Consider the following 12,255-nt stretch of genomic DNA (forward strand, 5'->3'; position numbering starts at 1 on the left):
TAAACTTGTTTACACTTTTATTTCCTGATAAAATAGAAGTTATGACAAGATATAAAGCAATCATTTCCTATGACGGGTATGCATTTGCTGGTTTTCAGCGCCAGCCTCATGCGCGGAGCGTTCAAGAGGAAATCGAAAAAACCTTAACGAGACTCAATAAGGGACAAGCCATCACTGTTCACGGTGCTGGTAGGACAGATAGTGGGGTCCATGCTCTGGGACAGGTCATTCATTTTGATTTGCCCTATCAGATGAATGAGGAAAAACTCCGTTTTGCTCTGGATACTCAGTCTCCAGAAGATATCGATGTGATTTCAATTGAGATTGTGGCGGATGATTTTCATTGCCGTTATGCAAAACATAGCAAGACCTATGAGTTTATCGTGGATAGGGGGCGCCCCAAAAATCCTATGCGTCGTCACTATACCACTCACTTTCCTTATCCACTCGATGTGGAACGGATGCAGGCGGCCATCAAAAAGCTAGAGGGAACCCATGATTTCACCGGTTTTACAGCGTCTGGTACCAGTGTAGAGGACAAGGTTCGCACCATCACAGAAGCAAGTCTAACAATCGATGAGACAGGGCAGTTTTTAACCTTTACCTTCTCTGGAAATGGTTTTCTTTACAAACAGATTCGCAATATGGTGGGGACTCTTCTCAAAATCGGAAATAATCGAATGCCAGTTGAGCAGATTGACTTGATTTTGGAGAAGAAGGACAGGCAACTTGCAGGTCCAACGGCTGCACCGAATGGCTTGTATTTAAAGGAGATTCGTTATGAAGAATAATCGTATTTTAGCCCTTTCTGGGAATGATATTTTTAGTGGTGGTGGTTTATCAGCCGATCTTGCTACCTATACCTTGAACGGTTTGCATGGCTTTGTAGCAGTGACTTGTTTGACAGCCTTGACAGAAAAGGGTTTTGAGGTCTTTCCAACAGACGACGTTATTTTTCAACATGAGTTGAATAGCTTGCGTGATGTCGAGTTTGCAGGGATTAAGATTGGTCTTCTCCCTACTGTCAGTGTGGCTGAGAAGGCACTGGACTTTATCAAGCAACGTCCTGGAGTGCCGGTGGTATTGGACCCCGTCTTGGTCTGCAAGGAAACGCATGATGTGGCAGTCAGCCAACTCTGTCAAGAGTTGATTCGCTTTTTCCCTCATGTGAGTGTGATCACTCCTAATCTCCCAGAAGCCGAATTATTAGCGGGTCAAGAGATCAAAACCTTGGAAGATATGAAAGCTGCAGCGCAGAAATTGCATGATTTAGGAGCGCCAGCAGTCATTATCAAGGGAGGTAATCGCCTTAGTCAGGACAAGGCTGTGGATGTCTTTTATGATGGGCAAAATTTTACAGTTCTAGAAAATCCAGTCATTCAAGGCCAAAATGCTGGCGCAGGTTGTACCTTTGCCTCAAGCATTGCCAGTCACTTGGTTAAAGGGGATGAACTTTTACCAGCAGTAGAAAGTTCTAAAGCTTTCGTTTACCGTGCTATTGCACAAGCAGATCAATATGGAGTAAGACAATATGAAGCAAACAAAAACAACTAAAATCGCCCTTGTATCTCTATTAACCGCCCTTTCTGTGGTTCTAGGTTATTTCTTAAAGATTCCAACACCAACAGGTATTCTAACTCTCTTAGATGCGGGTATCTTCTTTGCAGCCTTCTACTTTGGCAGTAAAGAGGGGGCTGTCGTTGGAGGACTAGCAGGTTTCTTGATTGACCTCTTATCAGGCTATCCACAGTGGATGTTCTTTAGCCTGATCAACCATGGCTTGCAGGGATTTTTCGCAGGATTTAAAGGAAAAACTCAGTGGCTAGGCCTTATCTTAGCAACGATTGTTATGGTGGGGGGTTACGCCTTGGGTTCAACTTTGATGAATGGATGGGCAGCAGCCCTACCAGAAATCCTACCAAACTTCCTGCAAAATATCGTGGGAATGGTTGTAGGGTTTGTGCTTAGTCAAAGTATTAAGAAAATTAAGTAAAGCGGCTGGAGAAAAGTTTTAAAAATCAGAAAAACGCATAATATCAGGTGTTGAAAAACCTTGATACTATGCGTTTTATTGTGGGAAGATTTTATACTCTTCGAAAATCAAATTTAAACCGCGTCAACGTCGCCTTGCCGTACTCAAGTACAGCCTGCGGCTAGTTTCCTAGTTTGTTCTTTGATTTTCATTGAGTATTAGATGAATATTAATCAAAATAAAGCAAGTCTTTGCTGGTGCTTGTAAAGAGGTCAAAGCCATCCTTGGTAACAACACCGCAGTCTTCGATACGAACGCCGACTTTACCAGGGATATAGATACCTGGTTCAACAGAGAAGCACATGCCTTCTTCAATGACCATGTCATTTCCTTCCATGATAGATGGGAATTCGTGGACATCCATACCGATACCGTGACCGAGACGGTGGTTAAAGTACTCACCGTAACCAGCTTTTTCGATGACTTCACGGGCAGCGCGGTCTACTTCATGAGCAGTCACACCAGGTTTGATAAAGTCAAGAGCAGCTTGTTGGGCTTCAAGGGTCAAGTTGTAAATATCTTTCTTGAATTGGTCTGGTTTGCCGACAGCGACTGTACGAGTCATATCTGATGCGTAGCCATTGACCATAACACCCAGGTCAAAGAGGAGAAGGGCGTCTTTTTCGACCTTGTTTGCACCAGGAATTCCGTGTGGATTTGCAGCATTATCACCAGTCAATACCATGGTATCAAAACTCATTTCATAGCCTTCACGTTTTAAGGCGAAGTCGATTTGGGCAATGATATCTGTCTCTGTTTTATCAAGAGAGATATTGTCAAAACCAACTTTTACAGCCTTATCAGCATAGAGCCCTGCAACCATCATTTTTTGGACTTCATCAGCTGATTTGATGAGGCGCATGCGTTGGATACGAGGGGTGAGGTTTTTAAACTCAGCAGTTTCAAAGACAGTTTTCAAACCATGGTATTTAGTCAAGATAAGATTATCAAACTCAACAGCGACACGTTTGAAGTCAAGTTGTGGAAGAGCATGTTTCATTTTTTGCCATGGGTTTTCAGAGTCCACATAGCCCACAACTGGGAAAGAGACAGTGCTGCTTGCACGCTCAACCTCAAGGGCTGGGACAAAGAGGAGAGGTTCCTGATCTGCTAGAACAAAGAGGAACATTTGGCGTTCATGGGGATCACTGTAAAAGCCAGTGAGGTAATTAATAGTGACGGGGTCAGATACGACAGCGACGTCTAGTTTTTCTGATTCAAGATATGTTACGATTTGTTGTAATTTAGACATATGCTACCTTCTTTCTACCTCTCTATTTTGGCAAAAAAAGAGAGAAAATGCAAGAGAGAAGGGTAAAAGAACAGGCAAAAAGAACTCCGACAAGATAGTGGAGTTCTTTGATCTAATTTTCCTTAGTTTAAGAAAAGTCAGCCTTGCTTTTCACGTCGCTGTATTCTTCAGCGATTTCTTGACTGAGAATATCCTCATAGGCAGGAAGTTGGATGTCCTGACCGTATTTTTTTCGGAGGGCAGTAGTGACTAGACGATAAGCTAGATTGGCATTACGAGAGAGGATAGGTCCGTGGAAGTAGGAACCAAAGACATTCTTATAATGAACCCCTTCGCCGATCTTTTCTTCGTTATTTCCATTTCCATAGACAACCTGACCCAGTGGTTTTTGGTCATCAGAAAGGAAGGTACGTCCCTGGTGATTTTCAAAGCCATAGTAGGTTTCATCGAATTCTTCATTATGAATCTTGATGTCACCGATAAAGCGGTTATTGGTCTGGTTGAGCGTGTAGTGGCCCATGACACCCAGCCCTTCGATACGCTTGCCTGAAGCTTCAACATAATATTGGCCCAATAGTTGGAAACCACCACAGATAGCTAGAACAACCCCGTCGTTTTGGATGTAGTTGTCAATGCTCTCTTTTTTAGCAGGTAGGTCTCCTGCGATGATACTTTGTTCAAAGTCTTGACCGCCACCGAAAAAGGCGATATCGTAGTGGTTCTCATCAAAGTCATCATGGAGAGAAACGATGTCAACTGTCACATGAGCGCCTAGCTTTTCAGCCACATACTTGAGCATGAGGATGTTTCCGTTGTCCCCGTAGGTATTCATAAGGTTACCATAGAGGTGGGCGATATTGAGCTGATAAGGATAGTTTCCGTCTTTTGAGGAAAGTGAAGTATAAACCATTAGCTCATCTCCTTTCTGACAATTTGACGACTAGCCAGCAGTTCGCGGAATTCCAGCATGGCAGTATAGGTTGCAAGGATATAAGCATGCTTGCAGTCTTGCTTCTCAATGGTTTTGAGAACTTGCTCCAGATTGCTTGTCTCAGTGATTTTATCAGCAGGATAGCCTGTCACCCGTAGGCGACGTGCGATTTCAGAATGACGAACACCTCCAGCATTAATTTCTGGAATATCCATGTCAGTGATTTGCTCAAAGTCAGCATCCCAGATCCAGCTAGTGTCAATTCCGTCTGCATAGTTGGCATTGAGAAGGACAGATAGGCTAAATGGATAAGGTGCCAGTTTGATCATTTCGATAGCTTGGGTCGCACCGACTGGGTTCTTGATGAGAACCAGTGTACATTCCTTATCACCGATATGGAAGGTTTCCTGACGACCAAAGACAGCACGGCTCTTATCAAATCCTTGCTTGATCCGTTGCGAATCTGCGCCGAGGAAACGGGCAATAGCAACCGCAGCAAGGGCATTGTAGATGTTGTAAAGTCCACCGACTTGGATTCCGTATTCTTGTCCGTCAATGACAAAGCGGGAGCGATTGTTGGTCAACTCAACCAAGTCTGTCAGACGGTAGTCCAAGTCAGGACGTTTGCAGCCACAATTTTCACAGATATAGGCACCCAAGTTGGCGTAGGTATTGTGCTCGTATTTGAGGATGCCTTGGCAGTCAGGACAGAGAATCCCTTCGGTATTGTAGTGAGCCAGTTGGGCTGGCCCTTTTTCCAAGTCAAAACCAAAATACTGTACTGGGTTTGGAATAGCTGGCTTGTAGAAAAGTGGACTGTCACCATTGAGGAGAACAGTAGCCGTAGGCACCTTACGAATGGCATCCAAAATCATCTTATAAGTCGTGTAAATCTCACCATAGCGGTCCATCTGGTCACGGAAGATATTAGTGATGACAAAAAGGCTAGGATGGATATAGTCACAGATACGAGAAAGACTGGCTTCGTCAATTTCAAGGACTGCAATATTTTTTCCAGTTTTAGAGGATTTGGCCGTCAAGAAGGTTGTCGTAATCCCTGTAATCATATTGGCACCGCTTTGATTAGTCAGAACCCGACCATAAACCTCTTTTAAAATGCCGACAGTGAGGGCAGTTGTCAGGGTTTTCCCGTTGGTTCCAGTGACCACGACAATCTCGTAGTTCTTAGCTAGGTTTTGTAAAATATCTTTATCGAATTGAAGGGCGAGTTTTCCTGGGAGCGTACTTCCTCGGCCAAGACGGCTCAAGATGAAGTGAGAAGAACGCCCAGCTAGGAGGCCCAAAGTAGTTTTTAATTTCATGTTTCTATTATATCATAAAAGAGAGAAAAGATAGATTTGAGATTTCGCAGAAACAAAAACAGCCCAAAGAGGGCTGTGAGTGATTAGTTCTGAAACCAAGTTGCGATTGGGAAGTCGTTTTGTTTCAGTTCCAGTTTTGTTTTAGTTAGAAGTTGGCCATTTTCTAAAGAATACAATAACAAATGTTGATTGGTTACGACCAATATCTTGTTTGTCAAACTTGTATCGATGTGTATTATCTCTTCTGTAGAATCAGGCAAATCTTTTCTGACATTAATCAGATTGCTAGATTCATCAGAGAGATTGACAATAGATAAGGCACAGCGATCATTTCCATCCGCCTCATGTTTTACAATCAATCGGTCTTCTTTCGGTGTTTTATAAAGAAGATTTGGGTTGTCCTCTGGTAGCTTGATGAAGTGCTTTTCCTTACTAGACAAGTTCATGACAAGTATGCGATTGTCTGGATCTTTGGAGAAAGTTTCTGTATTTCGAGTATAAGCAACGCTACTGTAATAATTGTCACCGATTAATTCAGAAGAAGTCAACATTTCAACGATCTTTCCTTCGCTTGTCAGAGGTGTGCGAGACAATTCCTTTAGTTGGTCATTTTCGTCCAATTCAACTAAATATCCATCAAACACTAAAGCGGGTCGTTGACGAGACTCATCGTGAAATCCCAGACCGAGGTAGAGGCGATTCCTTCTTCCATGAAACTGGATTGGAAAGGAAGTGGATTCGGAGAATGTTTTCTGAGTAATCAGCTTTCCTGATATGTCAAACATACTGAGCACTCCATCCTCAGTTGTAGTTTGGCCTGTGTAGAAGAACTTGTCTGATACTCCAGCTCCCGAATAAGCATAGAAGGGAGTTGAAGTTTTCCGGATGTCCCCTGTCTGAAAGTCAAGAGATACGATGTTCTGAGTGGATGCTTTCCCTCTCGTATTTCCAGATGAAAATACGAGATAGCGATTGTCAAACCGTCCCTGAGGAAACCAGAAATTGACATCTTCTGCAATGGAGACGTCCTCAGTCCTCATGAGCTGAAACTGATTGTTTTGCAACTGATAACTTTGAATGGATTTCGAATTGACAAGGTAAAAATCAGCAGCTTGATTGACTGTGAATCGCTGTTTTTGAGGTGAAATCAAGCGAAAAAGTATCCAACAAAGTAGGAGAAAAATGAAGACTGTACTAACACAGAAAATCAGTGTTTTCATAGCCGTACTTTTTTCTTTGGATAGGAAGGAAAAAGGAGAGTGTGTTGGTAGTTTAACTTGCTTTCCCATGTGACTAGCCTCCTTTTTGAACAGAAAATGAAGACAACATCCTACACCTATATTATAAGCTTTTACAGCTAAAAGCACAAATAATCTTATAAGGAAACTATGGACTGGATAGAAAAAGACAAGCACCAAAATGGATACTTGTCTTGTGTAGAATATTTGAAATCTTAAATCGCAAACAAGTCATTCAAGTTCTCAGCCAAGGTTGGGTGAGTGAAGATTTGTTTTGTGAAGTAAGTGTAAGGAATCTTGTTGTCCATTGCAACAGTGATGATGTTGATGATTTCTTGAGAACCTTCTGAGAAGATGCTTGCTCCAAGAATTTCTTTTGTTTCAGTATTGACAACAGCTTTGAAAGCTCCGCGAAGGTCTCCATTTACGTGACCACGAGGCATAGCTGCAACAGGGATTTCCTTGACAGCGTATGGAAGTTTCAAATCAGCTGCTTGGCTTTCTGTCAAACCAACTTGTGAAAGTGCAGGTGTGATGAACATGGTGTTTGGTACATTGAGACGGTCTTCAAGAGTGTAGCTGCCATCTCCAGCAAGATAGCTGTAGACAACACGGAAGTCATCAAGTGAAATGTAGGTAAATTGAGGTCCACCGTTGACGTCTCCAACTGCAAAGACACCAGGAACGTTTGTTTGACAGTGTTTGTCTACTTTAATAGCACCGCGTTCAGTTAGTTGAATATCGGTATTTTCAAGTTGAAGTGGTTCTACGTTTGGCTTACGTCCAGTTGCGTAGAGAAGGGCGTCGAAACGGTAGGTTTCATTTTCAGTTACGACAAGAACTTGGTCACCGTCGTTTTTGATTTCAGTAGTACGGATGTTTTGAAGCAATTCAATGCCGTCTTCTTCCATATATTGTTTAGCAAGAGCTGCAATGGAAGGCTCTGCACGAGGTAGGAAAGTATCCAAGGCATCTAGGACTGTGACTTTGCTACCAAGTTTGTTGTAGAGTCCAGCAAATTCAAGACCGATGTTTCCACCACCAAGGACTCCAAGTTTTTCAGGCAATTTGTCCAAGTTTTGGATACCTGTTGAGTCAAAGACATTTTTACTTGTAGCAAGTCCAGGAATTGGCAAGACGTTTGAAACAGCGCCAGTGTTGATGACGATTGTTTCAGCAGTCATTTCTTGTTTTTCGTCACCAGCCTGGATCTCGATCACCTTATTTGACACGAAATGTGCCTCTGCATCAATGACATCAACGCCATTATCGGCCAACATTTTATAATTTTTAGCGTTAAGACGACCAGTCACCGCACCACGCTCTTTCATGGTATCGTCAAATGACCAGCCCTTTTCAGCCGCTACAATCATAGTCTTGGTTGGGATACAAGCAATATTAATGCAAGTACCACCATACATCGCTTTACTGCGCTCGATGACAGCAACTTTTTTTCCAGCCGCATTCATCTTAGCAGCCAAAGTCTTACCGGCTTTACCAAATCCAATGACAATTAAATCGTATGTTAACATTTTTAAATCCTCCTATTTGATTTAATTCTAGCACAAGAAAAAAACTTTTGCACAAATCTGCTACGGGAAATGAAGTAAGTTTGAAATGGTCCCTTCAAATCCTTTGATAAACAAGTTTCAGGCTACTTTACAGCTAGAAAATCGTTTACATGTTTTAATCAAGTGGTTAGACTATCTTTTGCCCCGCTCTTGTGTTATACTAGATAGGTTGCAAAGAAACTCGTACTTTTCTTTCGTGGAAAAGAAGCAACACGGTATCTCGTTTTTTAAGAAGATACATCATGAAAAGAAAAGTATAAACTAAAGCCCTATAGGGTGGCTTCGCACCACCTTTAGAAAGAAGAAAAACGTGAAATTTAATGAATTTAACTTGTCTGCTGAATTGCTAGCAGAGATTGAAAAAGCTGGATTTGTAGAAGCAAGTCCCATCCAAGAACAGACCATTCCATTGGCTCTTGAGGGGAAAGACGTTATCGGTCAAGCCCAGACTGGTACAGGGAAAACCGCGGCCTTTGGCTTACCAACCCTTGAAAAAATCCGTACAGAAGAAGCAACTATTCAAGCCTTGGTCATCGCTCCAACTCGTGAACTCGCTGTTCAAAGTCAAGAGGAACTCTTCCGCTTTGGTCGTAGCAAGGGAGTGAAAGTTCGCTCAGTTTACGGTGGTTCCAGCATTGAAAAACAAATCAAAGCCCTTAAGTCGGGTGCTCATATCGTTGTAGGAACACCAGGTCGTCTCTTGGACTTGATCAAACGCAAGGCTTTGAAATTGCACGATATTGAAACCCTCATCCTTGATGAAGCGGACGAAATGCTCAACATGGGCTTTCTTGAAGACATCGAAGCTATTATCTCTCGTGTCCCTGAAAGTCGTCAAACCTTACTCTTTTCAGCAACTATGCCAGATGCTATCAAACGTATCGGTGTTCAGTTTATGAAGGACCCTGAGCATGTCAAGATTGCTGCCAAGGAATTGACAACAGAGCTGGTTGATCAGTACTATATCCGTGTCAAGGAACAAGAAAAATTTGATACTATGACACGTCTTATGGATGTGGAACAACCTGAGCTTGCTATTGTATTTGGTCGTACCAAACGCCGTGTAGATGAATTGACTCGTGGACTGAAGATCCGTGGCTTCCGTGCTGAAGGAATTCATGGTGACTTAGACCAAAATAAACGTCTTCGTGTCCTTCGTGATTTTAAAAATGGGAATCTTGATGTTCTAGTTGCGACTGACGTGGCAGCACGTGGTTTGGATATCTCAGGTGTGACCCATGTCTACAACTACGATATTCCACAAGATCCTGAAAGTTACGTTCACCGTATCGGTCGTACAGGTCGTGCTGGTAAGTCAGGTCAATCTATTACTTTCGTAGCACCAAATGAAATGGGCTACCTTCAAATCATCGAAAACTTGACTAAGAAACGCATGAAAGGCTTGAAACCAGCAACAGCAGAAGAAGCCTTCCAAGCTAAGAAACAAGTAGCGCTCAAGAAAATCGAACGAGACTTCGCAGACGAAGCCATTCGTGGGAACTTTGAGAAATTTGCTAAAGATGCTCGTAAGTTAGCAGCAGAATTCAGTCCAGAAGAATTGGCTATGTATATCTTGAATCTGACAGTCCAAGATCCAGACAGCCTTCCTGAAGTGGAGATTGCGCGTGAAAAACCACTGCCATTTAAACCATCAGGTAATAGCTTCGGTGGTAAAGCTAAGGGAGGTCGTGGAGGCCGTCGTGGGGATGACCGTCGAGACCGTGATCGCCGTGGCAATGGTCGTCGTGATGAGTTCAAAAAAGGTAGTCGTGGAAACGACCGTTTTGATAAAGACAGACGTTACCGTAATAAAGACAATAAAAAACCTCGCAACACTTCAAGCGAAAAGAAGACCGGCTTTGTTATTCGTAACAAAGGAGACAAATAGAAAAAAGCGATTCACACTGTGAATCGCTTTTATATATAAGGAGACCGATAGTAAAAGAAGATGGTGATAGTAAAGGATAGGTGAAACGGAAAGGGATTTACCATGTCATCTTCTTATAATGTTATAATATCAAAAATAAAATAGGATGTCAATAAAAAATTGCTTTTTTTCTAAAATATTTTTGCTGTTCAAAATTGTAATTAAATAAGCAATTTTCAGATAATAATTGAAAATTCACGCTCTTTATGTTATAATGGTAGCGATTAAATGCGAGGTAAAAAATGGCACATTTATTAGAAAAAACAAGAAAAATTACTTCTATTTTGAAACGCTCAGAGGAGCAACTTCAAGATGAACTTCCCTATAATGCGATTACACGCCAGTTGGCAGATATTATTGATTGTAACGCTTGTATTGTGAATAGCAAGGGGCGCCTTTTAGGCTACTTCATGCGTTATAAAACGAATACAGATCGTGTAGAGCAGTTTTTTCAAACTAAGATTTTTCCAGATGATTATATTCAAGGTGCAAACATGATCTATGATACGGAAGCCAACCTTCCTGTTGAACATGATTTGACCATTTTCCCTGTAGAGAGCCGTGCGGATTTTCCAGATGGTTTGACGACCATTGCTCCGATTCATGTGTCAGGGATTCGCCTAGGTTCGTTGATCATTTGGCGCAATGATAAGAAATTTGAAGATGAAGATTTGATCCTTGTCGAGATTGCGAGCACGGTGGTAGGGATTCAACTGTTGAACTTCCAACGTGAAGAGGATGAGAAAAATATTCGCCGTCGTACTGCTGTTACCATGGCGGTTAATACCCTTTCCTATTCAGAACTTCGTGCCGTATCAGCTATTTTAGCTGAATTGGATGGAAATGAAGGACAATTGACTGCATCAGTTATTGCAGATCGTATTGGAATCACGCGTTCTGTAATTGTCAATGCTCTTCGTAAACTGGAGTCAGCAGGAATTATTGAGAGTCGCTCACTTGGAATGAAGGGGACTTATCTCAAAGTTCTAATTGGTGATATTTTTGAGGAAGTGAAAAAGAGGGACTACTAATGGCAAAGGCTTTAATCTCAATTGACTATACAGAGGATTTCGTAGCAGACCATGGAAAGCTGACTGCAGGAGCACCTGCTCAAGCCATATCAGAGGCAATTAATCGAGTAACCAGATTGGCTTTTGAACGTGGGGACTATATCTTTTTCACCATTGATGCCCATGAGGAGAAGGATACATTCCACCCAGAAAGCAAGCTCTTTCCACCGCACAACATCATTGGAACTAGTGGGCGTAATCTCTATGGTCCCCTAGCTGACTTTTATGCTGAACATGAGGGGGATAGCCGTGTCTTTTGGATGGACAAGCGTCACTATTCAGCATTTTCAGGAACGGACCTAGATATCCGTTTACGGGAACGTCGTGTAGATACAGTCATTTTGACCGGTGTATTGACCGACATTTGTGTTCTTCATACGGCTATTGATGCCTATAACCTCGGCTATCATATTGAGATTGTTAAGCCTGCAGTTGCCTCTATCTGGCCAGAAAATCATCAGTTTGCTCTTGGTCATTTTAAGAACACTCTGGGAGCCAAGTTGCTGGATGAAAATTTGGCTGAAATTAAAGAATGATTCCCTTGGAAAAATGAAAAAAATCTGAAAAAAGTGTTGACAAAAATTTTGAAAGTTGATATACTAGTAAAGTAATCGACGCGGGGATGGCGGAATTGGCAGACGCGCAGGACTAAGGATCCTGTGACCGCTTTAGGTCGTGAGGGTTCAAGTCCCTCTCTCCGCATAGGGTAAGAGTTGGCTTTTGCTAGCTCTTTTTTCTTTTTCAAAGAAGATTAGAGCTACAGTTCGGCTATCGGAAGATATTGGCATCAAGAACTATCATCAGAATAGTTGAATCGATTTTCTCCATTTTCCTTATCAAGAATTTCCTCAAACACAAGCCAGGAAATTAAAAGCCGAAGAAATTAAAAAATACTTAGTTGAAAGATGATGC

Annotated in this window: 11 protein-coding genes and 1 tRNA gene; 7 read left to right on the top strand and 5 right to left on the bottom strand. The window is 42.2% G+C overall.

From position 1 onward, the window contains the following. Positions 1 to 41: 41 nt before the first annotated feature. Genes truA through M1F56_RS02345 form a run of 3 tightly spaced genes read left to right on the top strand, consistent with a single transcriptional unit; the run spans position 42 to position 1,993 of the window. A complete protein-coding gene (truA, locus tag M1F56_RS02335; RefSeq protein WP_247916728.1) occupies positions 42 to 791 on the top strand; it encodes a tRNA pseudouridine(38-40) synthase TruA in 750 nt (249 codons plus the stop codon). Continuing rightward, positions 781 to 1,554 carry a bifunctional hydroxymethylpyrimidine kinase/phosphomethylpyrimidine kinase gene (locus M1F56_RS02340; RefSeq protein WP_247916729.1) on the top strand — a complete coding sequence of 258 codons (774 nt, stop codon included), beginning with the start codon at positions 781 to 783 and terminating at the stop codon, positions 1,552 to 1,554. Before truA ends, M1F56_RS02340 begins: the two co-directional genes overlap by 11 nt. Beyond that, the gene (locus M1F56_RS02345; protein WP_000814961.1) at positions 1,532 to 1,993 is read left to right on the top strand and encodes an ECF transporter S component; all 462 of its coding nucleotides are present in this window, start codon (positions 1,532 to 1,534) and stop codon (positions 1,991 to 1,993) included. Before M1F56_RS02340 ends, M1F56_RS02345 begins: the two co-directional genes overlap by 23 nt. A gap of 208 nt (positions 1,994 to 2,201) precedes the next feature. On the opposite strand, the gene M1F56_RS02350 is transcribed toward M1F56_RS02345, so the two are convergent. The 5 genes from M1F56_RS02350 to M1F56_RS02370 form a co-directional block, all read right to left on the bottom strand. Next, complete coding sequence (locus M1F56_RS02350; protein ID WP_247916730.1) at positions 2,202 to 3,284, bottom strand: M24 family metallopeptidase; 1,083 nt, start codon at positions 3,282 to 3,284, stop codon at positions 2,202 to 2,204. A 127-nt stretch (positions 3,285 to 3,411) separates the two neighbouring features. Then, positions 3,412 to 4,194 (bottom strand): lipid II isoglutaminyl synthase subunit GatD, encoded by a 783-nt coding sequence (gene gatD, locus M1F56_RS02355; RefSeq protein WP_247916731.1) that lies wholly within the window; start codon positions 4,192 to 4,194, stop codon positions 3,412 to 3,414. Then, positions 4,194 to 5,537: a lipid II isoglutaminyl synthase subunit MurT gene (gene murT / locus M1F56_RS02360; RefSeq protein WP_247916732.1), complete on the bottom strand. Its 1,344-nt coding sequence runs from the start codon at positions 5,535 to 5,537 to the stop codon at positions 4,194 to 4,196. Before murT ends, gatD begins: the two co-directional genes overlap by 1 nt. An 83-nt stretch (positions 5,538 to 5,620) precedes the next feature. Beyond that, the gene (locus tag M1F56_RS02365; RefSeq protein WP_247916733.1) at positions 5,621 to 6,826 is read right to left on the bottom strand and encodes a hypothetical protein; all 1,206 of its coding nucleotides are present in this window, start codon (positions 6,824 to 6,826) and stop codon (positions 5,621 to 5,623) included. 164 nt (positions 6,827 to 6,990) lie between these two features. Next, entirely contained in the window at positions 6,991 to 8,307 is a 1,317-nt protein-coding gene (locus M1F56_RS02370) for an FAD-containing oxidoreductase (protein WP_061597884.1), read from the bottom strand. Between the two features lie 349 nt (positions 8,308 to 8,656). Between M1F56_RS02370 and M1F56_RS02375 the strand changes: the two genes are divergently transcribed. From M1F56_RS02375 to M1F56_RS02390, 4 genes are all read left to right on the top strand, one after another. Next, positions 8,657 to 10,234, top strand: a complete 1,578-nt coding sequence (locus M1F56_RS02375) for a DEAD/DEAH box helicase (protein ID WP_061597883.1) — start codon at positions 8,657 to 8,659, stop codon at positions 10,232 to 10,234. A 281-nt stretch (positions 10,235 to 10,515) separates the two neighbouring features. Next, positions 10,516 to 11,304, top strand: coding sequence for a GTP-sensing pleiotropic transcriptional regulator CodY (gene codY, locus M1F56_RS02380; RefSeq protein ID WP_000940727.1), 789 nt, complete (start codon positions 10,516 to 10,518; stop codon positions 11,302 to 11,304). After that, on the top strand, positions 11,304 to 11,879 hold the full coding sequence (locus M1F56_RS02385) for a cysteine hydrolase family protein (protein WP_247916734.1): 576 nt from the start codon (positions 11,304 to 11,306) through the stop codon (positions 11,877 to 11,879). The genes codY and M1F56_RS02385 overlap by 1 nt, the downstream gene beginning before the upstream one ends. A gap of 80 nt (positions 11,880 to 11,959) precedes the next feature. Then, positions 11,960 to 12,045 (top strand) — tRNA-Leu (locus M1F56_RS02390). The last annotated feature ends 210 nt before the right edge of the window (positions 12,046 to 12,255 follow it).

Source organism: Streptococcus oralis (assembly GCF_023109005.1).
In the GTDB taxonomy this organism is placed as follows: Bacteria; Bacillota; Bacilli; order Lactobacillales; family Streptococcaceae; genus Streptococcus; species Streptococcus oralis_BU.